19 protein-coding genes are annotated in these 19,833 nt (G+C 68.8%); 8 read left to right on the top strand and 11 right to left on the bottom strand.

The window, feature by feature from the left end:
- Positions 1-3: 3 nt before the first annotated feature.
- The 3 genes from NXI30_11610 to NXI30_11600 are packed head-to-tail and all read right to left on the bottom strand — an operon-like array spanning position 4 to position 3,210.
- The gene (locus NXI30_11610) at positions 4-1,209 is read right to left on the bottom strand and encodes an ABC transporter permease (protein MCR9094855.1); all 1,206 of its coding nucleotides are present in this window, start codon (positions 1,207-1,209) and stop codon (positions 4-6) included.
- On the bottom strand, positions 1,206-1,922 hold the full coding sequence (locus NXI30_11605; protein ID MCR9094854.1) for an ABC transporter ATP-binding protein: 717 nt from the start codon (positions 1,920-1,922) through the stop codon (positions 1,206-1,208). Before NXI30_11605 ends, NXI30_11610 begins: the two co-directional genes overlap by 4 nt.
- Positions 1,923-1,977: 55 nt before the next feature.
- Positions 1,978-3,210 (bottom strand): efflux RND transporter periplasmic adaptor subunit, encoded by a 1,233-nt coding sequence (locus NXI30_11600; GenBank protein ID MCR9094853.1) that lies wholly within the window; start codon positions 3,208-3,210, stop codon positions 1,978-1,980.
- 54 nt (positions 3,211-3,264) lie between these two features.
- Here NXI30_11600 and NXI30_11595 point away from each other — a divergent pair, with 54 nt between their 5' ends.
- Positions 3,265-5,163, top strand: a complete 1,899-nt coding sequence (locus NXI30_11595; protein MCR9094852.1) for a DUF3604 domain-containing protein — start codon at positions 3,265-3,267, stop codon at positions 5,161-5,163.
- Positions 5,160-5,525, top strand: a complete 366-nt coding sequence (locus tag NXI30_11590; protein MCR9094851.1) for a nuclear transport factor 2 family protein — start codon at positions 5,160-5,162, stop codon at positions 5,523-5,525. Before NXI30_11595 ends, NXI30_11590 begins: the two co-directional genes overlap by 4 nt.
- 16 nt (positions 5,526-5,541) lie before the next feature.
- On the opposite strand, the gene NXI30_11585 is transcribed toward NXI30_11590, so the two are convergent.
- Positions 5,542-6,990 carry an AMP-binding protein gene (locus tag NXI30_11585; protein MCR9094850.1) on the bottom strand — a complete coding sequence of 483 codons (1,449 nt, stop codon included), beginning with the start codon at positions 6,988-6,990 and terminating at the stop codon, positions 5,542-5,544.
- Between the two features lie 36 nt (positions 6,991-7,026).
- Positions 7,027-8,331, bottom strand: coding sequence for an amidohydrolase family protein (locus NXI30_11580; protein ID MCR9094849.1), 1,305 nt, complete (start codon positions 8,329-8,331; stop codon positions 7,027-7,029).
- A 204-nt stretch (positions 8,332-8,535) separates the two neighbouring features.
- On the opposite strand from NXI30_11580, the gene NXI30_11575 reads away from it, so the two are divergent.
- Both NXI30_11575 and NXI30_11570 read left to right on the top strand, forming a co-directional pair.
- Positions 8,536-9,252, top strand: a complete 717-nt coding sequence (locus NXI30_11575; protein MCR9094848.1) for an SDR family oxidoreductase — start codon at positions 8,536-8,538, stop codon at positions 9,250-9,252.
- A gap of 29 nt (positions 9,253-9,281) precedes the next feature.
- Positions 9,282-10,646 (top strand): beta-lactamase family protein, encoded by a 1,365-nt coding sequence (locus NXI30_11570; GenBank protein MCR9094847.1) that lies wholly within the window; start codon positions 9,282-9,284, stop codon positions 10,644-10,646.
- Positions 10,647-10,703: 57 nt separating this feature from the next.
- Here NXI30_11570 and NXI30_11565 read toward each other — a convergent pair whose 3' ends face one another.
- The 6 genes from NXI30_11565 to NXI30_11540 form a co-directional block, all read right to left on the bottom strand.
- On the bottom strand, positions 10,704-11,741 hold the full coding sequence (locus tag NXI30_11565) for an NAD-dependent epimerase/dehydratase family protein (GenBank protein ID MCR9094846.1): 1,038 nt from the start codon (positions 11,739-11,741) through the stop codon (positions 10,704-10,706).
- A gap of 16 nt (positions 11,742-11,757) precedes the next feature.
- Positions 11,758-12,594: a hypothetical protein gene (locus NXI30_11560; GenBank protein ID MCR9094845.1), complete on the bottom strand. Its 837-nt coding sequence runs from the start codon at positions 12,592-12,594 to the stop codon at positions 11,758-11,760.
- Positions 12,591-13,421 (bottom strand): TauD/TfdA family dioxygenase, encoded by an 831-nt coding sequence (locus tag NXI30_11555; GenBank protein MCR9094844.1) that lies wholly within the window; start codon positions 13,419-13,421, stop codon positions 12,591-12,593. Before NXI30_11555 ends, NXI30_11560 begins: the two co-directional genes overlap by 4 nt.
- Positions 13,422-13,497: 76 nt before the next feature.
- Positions 13,498-14,331, bottom strand: a complete 834-nt coding sequence (locus tag NXI30_11550; protein MCR9094843.1) for a kinase — start codon at positions 14,329-14,331, stop codon at positions 13,498-13,500.
- Complete coding sequence (locus tag NXI30_11545; GenBank protein ID MCR9094842.1) at positions 14,328-15,002, bottom strand: class I SAM-dependent methyltransferase; 675 nt, start codon at positions 15,000-15,002, stop codon at positions 14,328-14,330. The genes NXI30_11550 and NXI30_11545 overlap by 4 nt, the downstream gene beginning before the upstream one ends.
- A 3-nt stretch (positions 15,003-15,005) precedes the next feature.
- Positions 15,006-15,908 (bottom strand): enoyl-CoA hydratase-related protein, encoded by a 903-nt coding sequence (locus NXI30_11540; protein MCR9094841.1) that lies wholly within the window; start codon positions 15,906-15,908, stop codon positions 15,006-15,008.
- Positions 15,909-16,111: 203 nt separating this feature from the next.
- Here NXI30_11540 and NXI30_11535 point away from each other — a divergent pair, with 203 nt between their 5' ends.
- The 4 genes from NXI30_11535 (at position 16,112) to NXI30_11520 (ending at position 19,781) form a co-directional block, all read left to right on the top strand.
- Positions 16,112-16,684, top strand: coding sequence for a hypothetical protein (locus NXI30_11535; protein ID MCR9094840.1), 573 nt, complete (start codon positions 16,112-16,114; stop codon positions 16,682-16,684).
- 81 nt (positions 16,685-16,765) lie between these two features.
- A complete protein-coding gene (locus tag NXI30_11530) occupies positions 16,766-17,560 on the top strand; it encodes an SDR family oxidoreductase (protein MCR9094839.1) in 795 nt (264 codons plus the stop codon).
- A 166-nt stretch (positions 17,561-17,726) separates the two neighbouring features.
- Entirely contained in the window at positions 17,727-18,953 is a 1,227-nt protein-coding gene (locus NXI30_11525; GenBank protein MCR9094838.1) for a cytochrome P450, read from the top strand.
- Positions 18,954-19,004: 51 nt separating this feature from the next.
- A complete protein-coding gene (locus NXI30_11520) occupies positions 19,005-19,781 on the top strand; it encodes an SDR family oxidoreductase (protein ID MCR9094837.1) in 777 nt (258 codons plus the stop codon).
- The last annotated feature ends 52 nt before the right edge of the window (positions 19,782-19,833 follow it).

The raw sequence follows: 19,833 nt of genomic DNA, 5'->3' as shown, positions 1-19,833 counted from the left end.
CGCCTAATTCCCCTGGAGCGCCGCGACGGGGTCGAGTCTCGACGCACGCCAGGCGGGCAGCACGCCGAAGACGATCCCGACGCCGAGCGAGAGCGCGACCACGGCACCGACGGCCCAGAGAGGCGCCACGATGTCGACCGCCGGATAGGTGAGGTTCCCGACGTAGACCAGCGCCGTCCCGACGACGAGTCCGAGGAGGCCGCCCGCCGAGGAGAGGAGCGCCGCCTCGAGCAGGAAGATCGTCAGGATCTGTCGTCGACTCGCGCCGAGGGCCTTGAGGAGACCGACCTCGTCCCGGCGTTCCGAGACCGAGACGAGCATCACGTTCATGATCCCGATGCCCGCGACCGCGAGGCTGATGCTCGCGATCCCCGCGACCACGAGGGTCAGGATTCCCAGGATCGACGAGAGCGACTCGAGGACGGCGTCCTGGCTCACGCAGGTGAAGTCCTCCTCGTCGTGCCGCTCGATCAGGAGCTCCTTCACGCGTTCGATCACCCGGTCCTGATCGGAGCGCGGCCAGAGCTCGAGCATGATCCGACTGACCGAGCTCTTGTTCGCCATGCGCATCCCGGAGGCGACCGGAATGAAGGCGACCTCGTCGACGTCCAGGCCCAGCTGCTGCCCCCGCTCCTGGAGTACGCCGATCACCCGCATCCGCCAGCTCCCGATCCGGATCGCGTTGCCGAGCGGATTCGCCTCGTCGAAGAGCTCGCGTGCGACCTTGTGACCGAGGACCACGACGGCGGCCCCGCGATCGATCTCGGACTCGGGAAGGAAGCTCCCCATCGCGAGGTCGAGTCGTTGGAGGCGCTCAAACTCCCGGGTCGCGCCGACGATCGGCGCGCGGCGCGCGCGCTCGCGGAAGCTCACGGTCTCGGTGCTGATCGAGACCGGGATCGCGGCGCGGACCGAAGGGATCCGCCGCTCCAGGACCATCGCGTCGCGAAGCGTGAGATCGTTCGGCACGCCGCCTATGCCGTGCGGCATGCCTCCCGTCGTCTCGTTCTTGCCGGGCGAGACGTTGATGATCGAGCTGCCCAGGCTCGCAAACTGGTTCGTGACGTAGCGGAGCGCCCCTTCGCCGATCGCCGTCAGCGAGAGCACGGCGACGACGCCGATCACCACGCCGAGGAGCGAGAGCGCGCTCCGCCGTCGGTTCTGGAGCACCGCCGCGAAGGCGAATCCGACGAGGTCCCGAGGGCTCATGCGCCCCGCGCCTCCGTGGGCGGGTCGACGACCTCCTCCTCGATCTCGAAGAGAGACCCCAGGTCGCCGACGTCGTCTCCGCGTACGCGCTTCAAGATCCCGCCATCCCGCATGACCACGACGCGATCGGCACGCCGTGCCACTCTCGGATCGTGGGTCACGACGACGAGCGTCCGACCGCCCGCGTGCAGCTCGGCGAGCAGGTCGAGCACCTGCGCCCCCGATCGACTGTCGAGATTGCCCGTCGGCTCGTCGCACAGAAGAAGGCCCGGGTCCATGACCGTGGAACGCGCGATGGCGACCCGCTGCTTCTGACCGCCGGAGAGCTCGTTCGGCCGATGACCCTCTCGATCCGAGAGTCCGACCGCCGCGAGCGCGCCCGCGGCCCGCGAGCGACGTTCCGCCGGCGGGATCCCAGCGAAGATCATCGGTAGCTCGACGTTCTGGAGCGCGGTCAAGCGCGGCACGAGGTGGAAGGACTGGAAGATGAACCCGATCCGGCGGAGTCGCGTCTCGGCCAGAGCGTCCTCGCCGAGGCCCGCCACGTCCTCCCCCGCCAGGAGGTACCGCCCGCGGTCCGGCGAGTCCAGGCAGCCGAGGACGTTCAGGAGCGTGCTCTTGCCCGAGCCGGAGGGGCCGATGATCGCGACGTACTCGCCGTCTTCGATCGTCTCGCTCACGCCCCGCAGCGCGTGGAGCTCCGTGTCGCCCATGACGTAGGTCCGCCACAGGTCTTCGACGTGGATCACGGGAGCCGCTCCCGCGGCATCAGGAGTCGCGCCCCGCCGCCACGTCCGGGTCCCTCTCCGCCGAGGCGCCATCCGACGACGTGCTGTCCGCATCCGGGACCGCGCGCGCCCCGGCCACGATCTCGAGACGATCGAGGGCGACGACGAGCCGCTCGTCCTCTTCGAGGCCGGACCGGACCTCTGCGAACTGCCAGTTGCGGAGCCCGACCTCGATCTCGCGCTCGACGAGCTCCCCGTCCTCCAGCACGAGCACGCGCTCGTTCCGCATGAGCGCCGAAGTCGGGACGCGAATCACGTCGTCCCGGGCGTCGAGCACGACCTCCGCGTCCGCCGACGTGCCCGGCAGGAGCGACTCGGCGACCGCAGCGTCGACGAGCGCCACCTCGATCTCGAGCGTGCGATTCTGGGCCTCCTCGTCGAGCACGTAGGGCGCCACGCGAAGCACCGACCCTGCGAAGCGCTCGCCCGGACGCGAGTCGACGGTCACCTTGACCGGAAGTCCGGGCCGGATCGCGCCGGAGTCCACCTCGTCCATCGGCGCGCTCACGAAGATGGAAGCAGGATCGATCAGGTCGATCACCGGCGGCGAGGTCAGGAGCGGCGGCGACGGCGTGACCCACTCGCCCACTTCGACGTTCACTTCGGCGACGATCCCGGCGAAGGGCGCGCGAATCTCGGTCTTCGCGAGCTCCGTCTCCGCCGATCGCTGCTGGGCCTCGGCGCGCGCGAGCTCCGCCTTCGCTCCGTCGCACGCGACGCGCGCCGAGTCGTACCGGTACTGCAGCTCGTCGAGGCGGTCCTCCGAGGCGACGCTGCTCTCGGCGAGCCGCTTCGTTCGCGCGAGCTCGCGCTGCGCGCGGTCGCGACGCAGGCAGGCGTCCTCGAGACCCGCCCGCGCGATCGAGACGCCCTGCACGGCGAGCTCGAGCTGGGCTTCCTGGCTGCGCGGCGAGAGCCGGACGAGGGGCTCGCCCGCTCCGACCCGATCGCCCTCGCGGTGCGCGATCGAGACGACCTGCCCCCCGATCTCGGACGCGATCCTCGATCGGCGACGCGCTTCGACGGTCCCCGCCTTCGAGTTCGTGACGGTCGCCTCGACCCGCCCCCGCGCGACACTCGCGACGCGCACCTCGATCGGATCGGGAGCGAAGACGGTTCGTCGGAGAGCGACGCCCGCGAGCAGCAACGCAGCGAGCAGGATCCACGGGAGGAACCTGCGGGAGCGTGTCTTCTGGTCCGGCTCCGCGGGCATCTGGCCTCTCGTTTCCCTCTGGGCGCGCGGATTCGATTCTATACCATTGACGACATGACGTCCCCGAACCGCTGTCTCCGAGACACTTCTTTACACGCCGTAATCACCGCTTGCGTCGTCTTCGCGACCCTGGCCGCCGCAGACGCCGTCGCTGCCGAAACGAATCGTTGCGACCACTACGACCCCCAGAAGAACGTGTTCTGGGGCGACCTCCACATCCATACGGCGTACTCGATGGACGCCTACATGTTCGACACGCGCCTCACGCCGGGTGATGCCTACGCCTTCGCCAAGGGAGAGCCTCGGACCCTCCCGCCGCTCGGCGAAGACGGCACGGGCACGCGCCCCTTCCAGATCGGCCGACCGCTCGACTTCGCGGCCATCACCGACCACGCGGATGCCCTCGGCGGCGTGCATCTCTGCACGACGCCGGGCTCCAAGGTCTACGACAGCGAGGTGTGCCGGAACTATCGCCGGCCCTTCGAGCCCGCCTCGAGCACCGAAGCCGCGGAAGACATCGTCGGCCGGGTCGCGAGCCTCAACTCCGCGCCGCTCTGCGGCGAGGACTGGGCGGTCTGTCGCCAGGGGACGATCGACGCATGGCAGGACATGCAGACCGCCGCAGCGAAGCACGACGATCCGACCTCCGCCTGCAACTTCACGACGTTCATCGCGTACGAGCACACCGCGACGCCCGAGATGACGAAGATCCACCGCAACGTGATCTTCCGAAACGAGCACGTGATCGAGTCGCCGATCCGATACTCCGACGAACCCACCGGACCCGGTCTCTGGAAGGAGCTCGACCGTCAGTGCATCCAGGGCAAGCCGGGCTGCGACGTCCTCGCCATCCCGCACAATCCGAATCTCTCCAACGGTCGGCTCTTCACGATCGAGTACCCCGAAGGCACTGCCAAGCCGGAGCAGGCGCGCCTCGCGTCGCTGCGCGCGCGGATGGAGCCCGTCGTCGAGATGATGCAGATCAAGGGCGAGTCCGAGTGCAAGGCGAACCCGTGGAAGGTGCTCGGCGCCGACGAGGACTGCGGCTTCGAGAAGTATCGCCAGCTCCATCAGGCCCCGGATTGCGAGGGTCGGATGGAGAAGGGAGCCCTCGCCGGTCAGGGCTGCAGCTCACGCCTCGACTACGCGCGCTACGCGCTGATCGAGGGGCTCCGGGAAGCGGACCGGATCGGCGTGAACCCCTACGCGTTCGGCATGATCGGCGCGACCGACATCCACACGGGCACGCCTGGCGCGACCGACGAATGGGAGACCGACTCCTTCGACTCCGCCGTCCCCGGTCCCGGCTACAACCTCGGCGGTCTCGCCGCCGTCTGGGCCGAGGAGAACAGCCGAGACGCGATCTTCGACGCCCTCCGCCGACGCGAGGTCTACGCGACGAGCGGCTCGCGGATGACCGTCCGGCTCTTCGGTGGCTGGGACTACCCGGAGAATCTCTGCGACGCGGCGAACCTCGTCGAGCAGGGCTACGCGGGCGGCGTTCCGATGGGCGGCGACCTGCCGGCGCGACCGGGCAAGGACGAGGCCCCGACGTTCGTCGTCTCCGCGATGCAGGACGCGGGGACGGAGGCGCACCCGGGTAACCTGCTCCAGCGCGTACAGATCGTGAAGGGCTGGGCGGATCCGGACGGAACGTTCCACCAGCAGGTCGTCGACGTCGCGGGCAGGAAGGACAACGGCGCGAGTGTCGACACGAAGACCTGCGAAGTGAGCGGCCCGGGCGAACGCCAGCTCTGCTCCGTCTGGACCGACCCGGACTTCGACCCGAACCAACGCGCCGTCTACTACGCGCGCGTCTTCGAGAATCCGAGCTGCCGCTTCTCCACGCGGATCTGCGCCAAGACACCCGAACGAGACGTGTGCAAGGTGTCGAGCGTTCCGAAGACGGTGCAGGACCGCGCCTGGACCTCGCCGATCTGGTACACGCCGTGAACGCCGAGGCGTCGAAGCGGGCTGCCCTCGCCTACTACGAGGCGATGAACAGCCGGGACGTCGACCGGATCCTCGCCACCTACACCGACGATGCGAAGACCTGGGTGCTGGGCGAAGGCCCGTATGCGGGGGAGCATCCGGTCGCGAGAGAGACGCTCGCGCTCTTCCTGAAGTCGATGGACATCCGCTTCACGATCCTCTCGATGATCGCCGAGGGCGACACGGTCGCCGTCGAGCTCGAGAGCGAGGGCACCTCGGGCGGCCGGCCCTACTCGAATCGCTACCACAATCGGTTGACGATCCGGGACGGGCGCGTGGCCTACCTCAAGGAGTACTTCGATACCGCGAGGGTCGGAGCCTAGGAACGGCCAGGCAGCCCTATGCCCCGTCCGCGACCCGCGCCTCCCGCAGCGCTCGGCGCCGGACCTTGCCCGCGTCGTCCTTGAGCGGCTCGTCGACGAACTCGAAGCTCCGCGGAATCTTGTAGCGGACCAGCTGCTCCGACAGGTGCGCGCGGAGGTCGTCTTCCTCCACCGGCTCGAAGGTGTCCACGATCGCGTGCACGGTCGCACCGAGATCGTCGTCGGGCAGACCGATCACCGCGCAGGAACGCACTGCCGGATGACTCTCGACGGCGCCCTCGACCTCCGCCGGATAGATGTTGGAACCGCCGCTGATGATCAGATCCGTCCGGCGATCGACCAGGAAGAGGTACCCGTCCGCGTCGACGTAGCCCATGTCGCCGAGGGTCTCCCAGCCGTCGTCGGTCCGCCGCGGCTCGGCGCCGAGATAGTGGTAGGTCGAACCGGGACCCCCCGGCGGCAGGAAGTAGACGTCGCCGATCTCCCCGGCCGCGACGTCCCGGCCCTCGGGATCGAGCACGCGGAGCTTGCGGCCTTCGGTCGCGCGACCGACGGAGCCGGGCTTCTCGAGCCACTCGGTCCCCGAGATGATCGTGCCGCCGATCCGCTCACTCCCGCCGTAGGCCTCCCAGACGCGCTCGGGGCCGATCCACTCGATCCACTCCCGCTGGAGCCAGTCGGGGAGCGAAGCACTGCTCGAGACGACGCGGTGGAGCGTCGAGAGGTCCGCCTTCGCGCGCTCCTCCGCGGGGAGCTTCCAGATCCGCAGCATCATCGTGGGAACGAAGATCGCGAGCTCGAGCTGCTCCTCCGCGACCAGCTCGAGGGAGCGCTTCGCATCGAAGCGCGTCATGAGCACGACCTTCCCGCCCGTCAGCAGGACGGACAGGCAGTTGATCAACGGCCCGGAGTGATAGAGCGGACCCGGGACCAGGATGCTCGACCCGGGACCCCGTCCGTGGAACTCGGCGTAGGGGTCCGTCTGGCCGGGGATGTGATCGACCACGACCTTGGGGCGGCCAGTGCTCCCGCCGGAGCAGATCGCCATGCGGTACTGCGAGGTCCGATCGGGGAGCTCGTCGGCCTCTTCGCCGCTCGTATCGAGGTCCGCCGGCGCGACGGTCCGTCCGGGATGGAGCGCGGGGTCGACTCCCAGGACCAGCTTCGGATCGACGAGGTCGATGATGGCTTCGCGCTCGCTCTGCGGGAGCCGCGCCGAGACCGGCTGGGGCGTCGCACCGAGCTTCCAGCAGGCGAAGAGCGACTCGAGGAACTCGACCCCGTTCGCGAGGGCGATCGTGACGAAGTCGCCCTCGGCGACTCCGAGCTTCTCGAACGCCCGAGCGCGCCGATTCGAGCCGGCTTCGAGCTCCGCGAAGGAGGTCCGAACGCCGTCGTGGACCAACGCGATCGCGTCGGGATTCTCCCGTGCGTGGAGCGAGAGCGCGCTGCCGTAGGAAACCATCGCCACCGTCCGATTCTCCCCAGCGCTCGCGCCGCCCTACGCGGCCGAGAGCAGATCCTTCTCGACCTGCCCGTCCTTGAGGACGAGCTGCACGTTGCTCGGGTCGCGGAAGACGAGCACGTCTTCGGTCGGATCGCCCTGCACGACGATCAGGTCGGCGAGCTTCCCTTCCTTGACCTCGCCGAGCTCCGCCCCATGACGCCCCATCGCGCGGGCGCCGTTCCGCGTCCCCCACTGCATGACCTCGATCGCCGGCGTGCCGTGCTTCACGTAGGCCTCCATCTCCGAGGCGTAGTCGCCGTGGGGCATCATCGCGAAGCCGTAGTCGTCCCCCAGGCAGAGGTTGATCCCGGCGGCGCGCATCTTCGGCAGCATCGAGATCGAATACTCGAACTGCTCCTTCACGCCGGCCAGCCGCGCGAGCGTAGCCTCGTGGGTCTCCGGAAAGCCGTTCCCGATCGGGAAGGGACCGTTCGCGTAATCCCAGCTCTCGGCGAACGCCATGAAGCGCTCGCTCCAGAGGTAGCTCGGCGTGACCGAGGCGCCGGCAGCGACGATGGCGTCGATCCCCTCGTCGTCGACCAGATCACAGTGGTCGATGATGTCGACGCCTGCCTTCGCGCACATCAGGATTCCGCTCGTCGTCGGACAATGGGCGCGGACCATCGCGTTGCGACCGTGCGCGGTCTCGACGGCGCAGACGACTTCCTCCTCCGACATGTAGTTCCAGTCGGGGATGATCTGGCTGCCGTGCCCGTCGCTGATGGCGAGCTTCACGATCTGGCAGCCCCGTCCGATCTCTTCACGAACGGCCTGACGCATCTGGTCGACGCCGTCGATGCGACGGGTGAGCCCCTTGTGCTCGATACCCATGTACCAGGAGCGCGTGTCTCCGTCTGCGGAGTCCCCACTCGCCATGAACTCGTGCGTACAGGGAATCACCCGGGGCCCCTGGGTGAGCCCGAGGAGGATCGCCTCCTTCAGGCAGACATCGAGACCGTCGCCGTTGCTCGAACCGATGATCGACGTGACGCCGAACTGGATCGCGATCTGCGCGTTCTTCGCCGCGACCATCCCGAGGTAGGCGGCGGGCATGCCCTGACCGAGATACGGAGAGGGATTGCCGGCATCGGGCCCGAAGCCGGTATGGAAGTGGCACTGCACCATCCCGGGCATCAGCGTACGCCCCCCGAGATCGTGGACGATGTCGTCCTCGCCGGTCTCGACCGGGGCGTCGCTCACCTGCGTGATGCGGTTGCCCTCGACGACGACGTTCGTGCCGGCGACGAGCCGCTCCGTCCCGTCGAAGACGCGCCCGTTCACGAATACCGTTCGAGCCATCGGATTCCCTTCCTCGCATCCCGCCGACGTCGCGACCGATTCCGCGCATCCGGTCGGCGAGGGCCGCCGATTCTATCACGTTGGGTTTCCACCACCGACCCCGCGCGATCGCGCTCGCGGCGCGCCGGTGCCCGTACGCGTGGGCCGCGCAGCTTGCCCCGCTTCTCCCCGCCTGCGATCGTCGAAAGCGAGCAGGAGGAACGCATGGAACTCGCAGGCCGAAGAGCCCTCGTACTCGGCGGATCCGCCGGCATCGGACTCGCGACTGCACAGGATCTCGAGCGAGGCGGCGCCCGGGTCGCCGTCGCCAGCCGCTCGGCGACGACCCGTGACCGGGCGAAGAACGGACTCCGCGAGAACAGCACGCTCCACGACGTCGACGTGCGCGATCGCGCGGCGCTGTCCGCGCTCTTCGCCTCGCTCGCCCCGCTCGACATCCTCGTGTGCGCGGCGACGGGCGGGGATCGCGCAATGGGTCCCTTCCTCGAGATGGATCTCGATGGCTTCCAGGGCTCCTTCGACAAGCTCTGGGGCTACACGAACGCCGTCCGGCTCGGCGCGGAGCACCTGACCGAGGACGCCGCGATCGTGCTCGTCAGCGGCTACCCCGCACGCAAGGCCAACCCCGGCATGTCCGCGATCTCGACCGTCGGAAACGCCGTCGAAGGCTTCGCCCGCGCGATCGCACCGGAGATCGCGCCCCGACGCATCAACGTCGTCGCCCCGGGCTCGATCGTGACCGAGATGTTCGGCGCGGACCTCGAGCAGGGCGAGAAGATCCTCGCCGGCGCGACGGCCACCAACGTCATCCCCCGCCCCGGCACGCCCGAAGAAGTCGCCCAGGCGATCCGTTTCGTGATCGAGAACGACTTCGTGACCGGTACGACCGTCGACGTCGACGGCGGCGCGCTGCTTCCCTAGCCGGATCCGCGCGAATCCAGGAGAAAGAGATGTCCCTCCCCCGCCGCCTGGTCGGCCTCGCAACGGCCCTCCTCCTCAGCGCCTGCGCATCACTGGAGGCGGCGCCCGACCGATCGACCGACGCTCCGGCGACGCCGGAATCCGTCGGCATGTCCAGCGAGCGCCTCGAACGGCTCGACCGCGTCCTCGAAGGATTCGTCGACGAGGGACGACTGCCCGGCTACCAGCTGCTCGTCGCGCGCGGCGGCCGGGTCGTGCACGAACGGGTCTACGGATCGATGGATCTCGAGGAGGCGCGCCCGCTCCAGGCCGACACGATCTACCGGATCTACTCCATGTCGAAGGTGGTGACCGGGGTGGCGACGATGATCGCCTGGGAGAAGGGCCTCTTCCTGCTGAACGATCCGGTCGCGAAGTACCTCCCCGAGCTCGGCGATCTCGAGGTCATGGTCTGGAACGAAGACGGAACGACCACGACCGTCTCCGCCGAGCGCGAGATCACCGTCCTCGACCTGCTCCGACACACGAGCGGGTTCTCCTATCACTTCATCGCCCCTTCCCCCCTCGGCACGCAGTACACCGACCTGTCGATCACGCCTGGCCTGCGGCCGACCCCGGGAGAGACGGCCCTCGGCGATTCGGGCCGCGACCAGGATGCGACCCTCGCGGACATGGTCGAGCGACTCGGCCAGCTTCCGTTGGTCCAGCAGCCGGGCAGCGCCTGGCACTACGGCGTCAACATGGATGTCCTCGGCCGTCTGATCGAGGTGACCGACGGACGCTCCTTCCCGCAATTCCTCGAAGAGGAGATCTTCGCCCGCCTCGGGATGCTCGATGCGGGCTTCCACGTCGACGCCGAGGACGTAGAGCGCTTCGCCGCGCTCTACGGGGCGACCGACGGGGGTGGCATGGAGCTCGTCGATCCGCCCCGGACCAGCGCGTACCTGGAGCCGCCGGCCATGCCGGGGGGCGGCGGCGGGCTCGTCGCGAGTGCGAGCGACTACATGCGATTCGCGCTGATGCTCTTGCGCGGCGGGGAGCTCGACGGCGAGCGGCTCCTCTCGCCGCGAACGGTGGAGCTGATGACGGCGAACCACCTCTCCCCGGTGGATTTCGGGCGCCGGCCGCTCCGCTTCACCAGCGCCGGCGACTATGCGAATCACGGCCTCGGGCTCGGCTTTGGCCTGACGGGAAGCGTCGTCGTCGATCCGGGGCTCACGGGCCTGCCGGTCTCGAAGGGCACGTTCGGCTGGGGCGGCGCCGCCAGCACCTTCTTCTGGATCGACCCCGAGGAAGACGTCGCCGTCGTCTTCATGACCCAGCTCGTCCCGTCGAGCTCCTATCGCCTCCGGGCCCACCTGATGCGCGGCGTGAACGCCGCGCTGGTCGACTGACGGACGCCCCACCGGAGGGGCGAGCCCCTTTCCCGTCGACGGAGTGTGGTCTCGAGCTCAGTCGCGAGTGGCCCCCGCCCGACCGGACGAATCCGCCGAGATGTATCCCGCGGCGGCCATCCAGACGATCAGGTCCTGAAAGGACTTCTCCGCCGGGATCGGCGGCCGCCCGAGCAGCTTGCACGCTTCCGCATCGTCGACGGGCACGCTCCGGGTGAGGACCGCCGCCGCTTCGGAGGTCAGCTGGACCGGACGCCCCAGCAGGCCCATCCAATCCCCCACCCGTCCCATCCCGCGCAGGAGCCAGCCGGGCAGCCGCTGCGCGCGCAGGTCGCGACCCGTCAGGGTGCAGAGGAGACGGTGGTAGTCGGCATGCTCGACGAAGAAGGCGGGGGCCATCAGACGCTCGGAGTGGGCCTCGCCCGCGAAGAGCGCGACGAAGAGCCGGGCGAGATCGCGGACGTCCGTCGAGGGCAGTCCTCCATCCGTGACGAGCACGCTTCCCGCGTCGAGGGCATCGGCCACCAACTTGGGCCCGATCGAGAAGGTCGGATCGTCCGGCCCCTGGACCGCAGCCGGATACACGATCGTGAGGGGCAGCCGTTCCTGCGCCGCACGCGCAACGCGTTCGGCCTCCGCCTTGGTCGCCGCGTACATCTCCTCGGGCGAAGCCACGTCGTCGGTTGCGTGCATCTTCGGCCCTGGCGCGGGGAAGAGCGCGAGGATGCTCGACACGTAGACGAGCCGTTCGAGGGGTGCTTCGGCCTGAATGCGCTCGGCCGCCTCGAGGATCCGTCGCGTCCCCTCGACGTTCGTCTCGCGGAGCGCGTCTGCCTCCCGCCGGTCCGGGGAGAAGCGCCCGGCACAGTGGAGAAGCCCCGCACAGCCGCGAAGAGCCTCCTCGAGCGCGGCGGGATCCTCGATCGACCCGACGACGACCTCGAAGTCCCGCGCGCTTCGCCCGAAGGGCGCGAAGACGGAATCGAGCTTCGACGGATCACGGACCAGGAGCCGGACCGCGTGGCCCGCTTCCAACAGCGCCGCAGCCGCGTGGCAACCGATCAGCCCCGTCGCGCCGGTCACGAGAATCTTCATCGGGCCGCGTCTCCCGTCAGTAGATGCGACCGACGTAGTGGCCCCAGAGATCGAAGAGGAAGAGGCTGATCATCGCCGCAGCGCTCGCCTCGAGGAAGACCCGCGCAGCCGACCATCGCGGATCGCTCATCGTCTCGTCCAGCCGATAGACGCTCGGGAAGCTCGCCACGAAGTACATCGAGTAGATGATCGACCCCCAGAGGAGCATAGCGTCGAGATCCTCGTACCAGACCGTCGTGCTCGCCGCCTGCGTGATGTAGAGACGCGTCTCCGCCCAGGCCCAGAAGAGCGCCGACACGAGCACGATCGCGCCCCAGGCCAGTCGACGCGCCTGGGCACCGAGCCCCCCGGTCATGTTCCACACCCGCCGCATGCAGACGACGGCGGCCGTGTGATAGACGACGAAGAAGGCCGTCGCGTTGAGATACATCCCGACCGGGACCTTCTGGAAGGTCGCCGCGGCGGTCGCCTCGTCGGGACCGACGAGCGCCGCGTCGAAATAGAGGGACACGTCGTCGTGGCGATAGCGGAGGCCCAGCAGATCGAAGAAGTACTCCGTGTGGAAGTAGGTCACCCAGAACACGAAGACGAACATGTAGAGGTTGAACTTCCACCAATAGCTCTGGTGCCACACGACCCCGGAGCTTCGCCGCAGCCACCAGGGCAGGAAGACGCAATAGGGCAGCCACATGCCGAGATTCTGGACGACGTGCCAGAAGTCGTTGGTGTCCAGCCAGCCCATGCCCTGCATCACGCCGTTGTAGACGAAGAAGACGGGGATGAAGGTCAGGAAGAACTTCTCCCCCCAGGCCTTGTCCGGGTTCTCCGAGAACCACTGCGACCTCGTGCTCATACCGGTCGGTCTCCATCGATCACGCAGCGCCGGACTTCCCGCGCGCGAGGAAAGTGATCCGAGAGGCCGCGGTGAACCGTCGACCGCTCGTCCCAGATCGCCAGGTCCCCCACCTGCCAGCGCCATCGCGCATGGAAGATCGGTTGGTCGATGTGGCGGCCCAGGAAGTCGAGGAGCGCCTCGCTCTCGGGCTTCGTCAGCTCGACGACTTCGCGCATGAAGCCCCCTCCCCAGAGCAGCGCCCTCCGTCCCGTCTCCGGATGCGTCCGTACGAGTGGATGCTCCACCGGCGGATGGGCCTCCCGGAGCTTGGTCGCCCATTCCGCGACCGCTTCGGCCCCGAGCTTCCGTTCGAGACCGCGAATGAAGGAGGCGTTGTCGTGCCGCACGTGCAGTCCGTCGCAGAAGTCGCGCATCCGCTCGGAAAGCGCATCGTACGCGGCGGTCATCGAGCCCCACATCGTGTCGCCGCCCCGCTCCGGCGTGATCGTCGCGCGCAGGAAAGCGGCCGTCGGCGGCTCCGCCGTCCACGTCACGTCGGTGTGCCAGTAGTCGGTCGAGGGCGGCCTGTCGGGACCGTCGGTGATCGTCTGGAAGGTCGGCTCGGTCTCGCCGAGCACCGCGAAGAGCGGAAAGACACTCGGCTTCCCGAAGCGGGCCGCGAACGCGAGGTGGCCCTCGTCGTCGAGTCCGGTGTCGCGGAGGAACACGACCTCGTGCTCGAGGAGCGCTTCACGAACCGCCGCGATCTCCTCGTCCTTCGGAGCCCGGGCATCGACCCCGCGAATCTCCGCACCGAGCGCGCCACCGAGCGGGTCGACCTCCATGCTTCTCCTCCCTGCGCAGCAATCGTCGCGCGCCCTCGGATGTTCCCCGCCCCGGCGGACGAAGGCAAGCGCCCCTTCAGCCCTTCCGAGAGACCACTCGAGCGACCGAGTGATCGTCGGCGAGGACGACGGTCCAGTCTGCGCGCCGCGGCGTCTCCTCGAGCATCGACAGGGTGATCCGTTCGTAGAACTCCACGAAGCGATCGACCGCATCGCGATCGAGGCGCCGCGCCTCCGGGAGCGAAGACTCCTGCTCGAGCCTCCAGCGCCGGACTGCACCGAGGTCCGGGACCTGCAGGAAGACCAGCTCGTCGAGGCGATCCCAGAGCGGCTCGTAGTCCCTCGCCAGACGGACATCGACCTCCGCACGCCAACGGCCATCGGGGTCCCGGTCCCGTTCGAGGTCGTTGATCGCCGGGGCGCCGCAGTCGATCCCAGCCGCCTGCGCACCGACGCACCAGCCCTCGAGCAAGACGAGATCGAAGGGACCCTCGACGCGCGTGCCTTCCGTCCGGTCGTCGAGCCCCTTGTCGAATCGGGGCAGGTCGACCGGGCCGGGTTCGCCGAGCGCCTCGAGGGCCAACCCCAGAGCAGTGACGTCGTGGGTGCCCGGCGGCCCGCGCGTCTCGAAGAGCGGATGCATCTCGGCCGCCATCGCCTCTCGCTCGGCGCGAGTGCGATAGAAGTCGTCGAGACCGATCACGACCGCGCGCAGAGCGACCTCGGCACACGCGGCCTCGATCAGTCGTCCGAGGGTCGACTTGCCGGCGCCCTGCCCGCCTCCGAGCCCCACTCGGCGCGGACGCGAGTCGGACCAGGCGACCGCGAGGCGCGCGGCGAGGCGTCGATAGTCGGGCGGAGCGGCCGGATCGAGAAGGGCCTCGACCCGGGCTGCCTCGCTCTCGCTCAAGCGCCGCTCGACGGTCGGAATACCGAGATCTCCACCGCGTCGGGGAGCGTGTGGTACTCGATCGTCGATTCGCGGTGCTCGGACTCGTAGTGGCCGCAGGTCCGCACGTATTCGAGATAGGCCGTCGGATTGAAGGACTCGCCGACGTTGTCGGCGACGACGAGGGAGCCGGGCGCGAGCAGCCCCTTCGCTTCGATGGCCTGGAGATCGTCTTTGTAGAGGTCCTTCCAGTGGTCGAGGAAGACCAGGTCGAAGGTTCCTTCGAGGCTGGGGATGGATTCCCCCGACGGTCCCAGGATGATTTCGACCTTGTCAGCCAGCCCGGCGAACTCGACGTTGGCGCGCGCCGCCTCGACACTCTCCTCACCGATCTCGAGGGAGACGAGGCGACCCTCCGGACCGAGCTTCGAAGCAAAGAGCACGGCCGAGTAGCCGCAATACGCTCCGACCTCGAGGATCCGTGCGTTCTCGGGCAGTCGATCGAAGACCTCCTCGACCAGAGCGCCCTTGTCGGGCCCCAGGTTCATGAGAAAGCGCTCCTCCCGCGCGTATCGATCCATCGTCGCGAGCACGCTCGCCGGGTCGCCCCGGCGCGCGTGCTTCGCCACGTAGTCGCTCACCTTCTTCGGGTGGGGCTCGATCTTCTGGACGAGGTCCGCGAACTCCGTCACGGATCAGTCCTTGCCGGTCCGGTAGTCCCCGAACCCCTCGTCGCGCTTCTGGAGCGCGCTGGTCAGCTTGCCTTCGCCCTTGCCCGTCTGGTTGATGAAGGCCTGGAAGCTCGGCTGGTGGATCGCCAGCGTGCAGAGTTCGGTGCCCTGACGGATGCCCTGACGGAACCCCATCGAGTCCATCTGGCGGTGGACGGCGCGCTTGTTCAGCTGGACGATGTCGGGCGGGAGCGACGCCATCCGCTGGGCCATCTCGAGGGTCTTCTCTTCGAGCTCTTCGGCGGGGAAGGAGCGGGTCGCCCAGCCACGTTCGACGGCTTCCTTCCCGTTGATCGAATCGCCGGTCAGCATCATCTCCATGCCACGGCGCATTCCGACCAGCCACGCGTGGAACTGCATGTCCGGCACGCCGAAGCGGACCGCCGGATATCCCATCTGCGCATCGTCAGCCATGTAGACGACGTCGCAGCCGGTGGCGAGTTCGCTCCCCCCGGCGAGGCAGAAGCCATGGATCTGAGCGATCACGGGCTTCGCGAGGTCCCAGATGCTCATCCATCCGTCGGTCACGTGGCGCGGCCACTGGCCTTCGCCCTCCGCCGTGAAGAAGGGGTACTCGAGGCCCTCGTTGCCGCCGCCGAGGTCGTATCCCGCGGAGAAGCTCGGCCCGGCGCCGCGGACGATCTGAACGTGCACGTCGGGATCCTGGTCCCCCTGCTGGAGCGCGTGGAGCAGCTCGGCCCGCAGCTTGTTGTTCAGCGCGTTGCGCTTCTCCGGACGGTTGAGGGTCACACGGTTGACGTGCGGCGCCGGTCGATCGACCAGCAGGACTTCGTATTCGTCGGCCGAGGCGGGCCAGGAGGGGCGAAGCTCACCGCCCGCATCCGGGGCATCGTTGTCGTAGCTCATCAGGGGACTCCCTTGCTCCGCGTGGCGCGGGGCGGTCGTGTTCGGCGCGATCGTCGGGTGGCCGCGTACCGGCGGCCTCCGCCGCCGCGATCCGCGCGGGCCCTGGATCCTAAACCGCGGCCGGGCCCTCCACAACGCGCCGCGAACGCCGCCCGAAGGGCTTCGTGGTAAGGTCCGGCGGCGTCCCTCGCGAGGAGGATTCCATGTCCGATCGAGCCCCCCGTCCGACTCCGGCCCTGCGCCTGACGCGACGCCGCTTCTCACGGGCCCTCGCCTGGAGCGCGCTGGGAAGCGCTGCCCTCGCTGCCGCGCCGGACGAGATCCGCGCCGCCGAGCCCGCCCCCGCCGGCCCGCCGCCGACGAAGCTCCTCGACGAGAGTCCCTTCGTCTACGTCTCTCCGCTCGGCCGCGACGACTCGGAGAGCACCTGCCACGCCGAGCTCTGGTACGCCTGGCTCGACGACGCGGTCGTCGTGATCGTGGGGAGCGATCGCTGGAAGGCCACCGCCCTCGCCCGCGGTCTCGATCGCGCACGAATCTGGGTCGGCGACCACGGGCTCTGGAAGACCTGGTACGGCGGACGCAACCAAGCCTTCCGCGCGGCCCCCAACTTCGTCGCCAAGGGCGAGCGCCTGAAGGACGACGCGCTCCTGGACCGACTGCTGGCGCGCTACGAGACGAAGTATCCCGCCGAGATCGCGGATTGGCGTGATCCGATGCGGAGCGGGCATGCCGACGGATCGCGGGTGTTGATCCGCTACACGCCGACGGCCTGAAGCGGCCCGCGGCCGGCTCGAGAAAACGACCCATGACGGGCTGCGCGCTAGCCTCCCGGAACGCGCGCCCGGGAGACGCCCTTGCCCAACGACACGACCACCTCGCCCCGCACGGCCCTGATCACCGGCGCCTCCGCCGGTCTCGGCGTCGAGTTCGCCGATCAGCTCGCTGCCCTCGGATACCAACTCGTTCTCGTCGCCCGCCGCAAGGAGAAGCTCGAGTCGGTCGCGGCGGACCTGAAGGCGCGCCACGGCGTCCCCGTCCACACGATCTCCGCGGACCTGGCGGATCCCGATGCCCCTCGCGCGCTCTTCGAGGAGACCCGCGACGCGGGGCTGGACGTCGATTTCCTGGTCAACAACGCGGGCAGCGCCGGCCCGCACCTCCTCGAGGAGAAGGACTGGGCGCCGCAAGCCGCCTTCCTCGAGCTGATGATGACCTCCGTGACCCACCTGTGTCACCACTTCATCCCGCCGATGCAGGCCCGGGGCTTTGGACGCGTGATCAACGTCGCCTCCTTCGCCGGACGCCTCGCGCGCCCGGCGGGCGCCCACTACGGACCGTCGAAGGCCTACCTCGTCGCCCTCTCCGAGGAGCTCGACCTGATGCTCGCCGGCACGGACGTGCACGTGTCCGCCCTCTGTCCAGGCTTCACGCACACGGACTTCCACGAGGTCGCGGGACTCTCGGAGATGAAGAACGCCCTCCCCGGGTTCATGTGGTACGACGCCGAGACCGTCGTTCGCGACGGGATCGAAGCCGTCGAACGCGGCAAGCCGATCGCGATCTCGGGTCGCCTCTATCGATGGCTCGACCCCTTCGCCCAGTCGAAGATCTTCCGGCCGATCATCAAGGCGCTCGCGCCGGGTCGCTGAAGGCCGCACGGCTAGCGTCCGCGACGTCGCGTGCAACACGCGCGCGCCGTGCCGCCGCTCGCACGCGACGTGCGATTGCTACTGTCGGGGCGCGTCAGGACCACCCGACGCATCCCCCCGGAACGTGCGAAGCGAAGGCGCCCCGACTTCGCGCGACGAGTCGAACATGAGCCTTCCGAGTCACCATCCTTTCTCCCTCGAGTACACGGCGAACCCGCACCCGACCTTCGAACGCGCCCACGGCGGCGACGACTTCATCGAAGTGCCGGAGATGCAGGCGATCCTCGTACACGGCTACGAAGCCGTGCGCGGGCTCTGCGACCACCCGAGCGTGTCGCGCAACCCGATGGATGCCGGCTTCGGCGATCCCGACGCGCTCGCCCAGCGCATGGAGCGCTGGCCGACCCTCGAGTCTGCCGCGCTGCAGATGATCGGAGACGACGGCGCCGGGACGAACCCGAGCATCCTGCGCGAGCTCCTCGCCCCCGACTTCCGTCCGGGCATGATCCGCAAGATGGACGAGACGGTCCATGAAGTGGTCGAGCAGATCTGCGCCCCGCTGCGCACCGAGCGCTCGCTCGACATCGTGAAGACCGTGCAGGAGGTTCCGCTCCGGGTCATCTCACGCCTGCTGGGCATCGACGACGCCACTCGCGACGCCGACCTCTTCCTCAGCTCCGCACCGGACTACTTCCGCGGGATCAACCCCGTCGCCGGCGACACCGACCGCGACAAGGCGGAGGTCGCCGCGAAGACCATGTTCGAGGTCCTCCAACGTGCCGTCGAGGATCGCCGCGCGAACCCCCAGACCGACATGGTCTCGCAGGTGATCGAGATCGCGGACGAGCGCGGCGACGTCCACCCGGACGTCCTCGTCCGGGTGCTCGTGATCCTCGTGGCCGCCGGAACCGACACGACCCGGCTCTCCACCTCCCTGGCGGTCAAGACCCTGCTCTCCCACCCCGACGAGATGGAGGCGCTCCGCGACGACCGCTCGAAGATCAAGAACGCGGTCATGGAATGCCTGCGCTTCGACAGCCCCACGAAGTACCTGATGCGCGCCTCGATGGAGGATTTCGAGTTCGAAGGGCGGTCGATCCCCCGCGGCCGACTCCTCCTGCTCTCGCTGATGGGCGCGGGCTGGGACCCGAACGTCTACCCGGAGCCCGAACGCTTCGACGTGGACCGCGACCTGCGTGGCAGCCTCAACTTCGGCTTCGGCTCGGGCTACTGCCTGGGCGTCCACCTCGCGCGCCTGCAGGTCGGCACGCTGCTGAACTTCATCCTCGATCACCTGCCCTCGAACGCGCGCGTGATCGAGGAAGGCATCACCTGGGATCCGGGCAACCTCTCGCTCCGCGAGCTCACCGCGCTACCGGTCGAGATCCCGTAGCACCGGGCGGATTCCCGAACCGGGCGCGCCGCGCCCGATTGGAGCACGTTCATGGGACGCATCGAAGGCAAGGTCGCCATCGTCACGGGAGCCGGACTCGGCATCGGCCGCGGGATCGCCCAGCGCTACGTCGAGGAAGGCGCGAAGGTCGTGATCGCGGAGCTCTCCGCGGACGCGGGCAAGCGGACCGCCGAAGAGCTCGGCGAAGCGGCGTTCTTCGTCGAGACCGACGCCGGGGACAAGACGAGCGTCGAGAACCTGGTGAGCGCGACCGTCGACCAGTTCGGGACCGTCGACATCCTGGTGAACAACGCCTGGGGCGGCGGCCGAATCGGCCGGATCGAGCAGAAGACCGAAGAGCTCATGAACCACGGTCTCGCGATCGGGTTCCTGGGACCCTTCTGGGGCATGAACGCGGTCCACCCGATCATGAAGGCGAAGGGCTGGGGACGGATCATCAACATCTGCTCGCTCAACGGCGTGAACGCGCACATGGGGACCGCCGAGTACAACACGAGCAAGGAGGCCCTCCGCGCCGCCACGCGGACCGCCGCTCGCGAGTGGGCCAGCGACGGGATCACCGCCAACGTGATCTGCCCCGCGGCGAAGTCGAACTCCTTCGACCAGACGATGGCGGCCCACCCCGAGCTCGTCGCGGCGGCGGACGCCGCCAACCCGATGGGGCGGATCGGCGACTGCTACGACGACATCGCGCCGGTCGCCCTCTTCCTGGCGAGCGAGGACTGTCGCTACCTGACCGGCAATACCCTCTTCGTCGACGGCGGCTCCCACATCAACGGCTCCGCCTGGGCCCCGGATCTGGACTGAATGGCTCATCGACGCGCGCTTCGCACGCGTCGATGCACCAGGATGGTCTCGA

Source organism: bacterium (assembly GCA_024742285.1).
Lineage (GTDB): Bacteria > Myxococcota_A > UBA9160 > UBA9160 > UBA4427 > UBA4427.
This window is presented reverse-complemented; position numbering and strand designations above follow the sequence as displayed.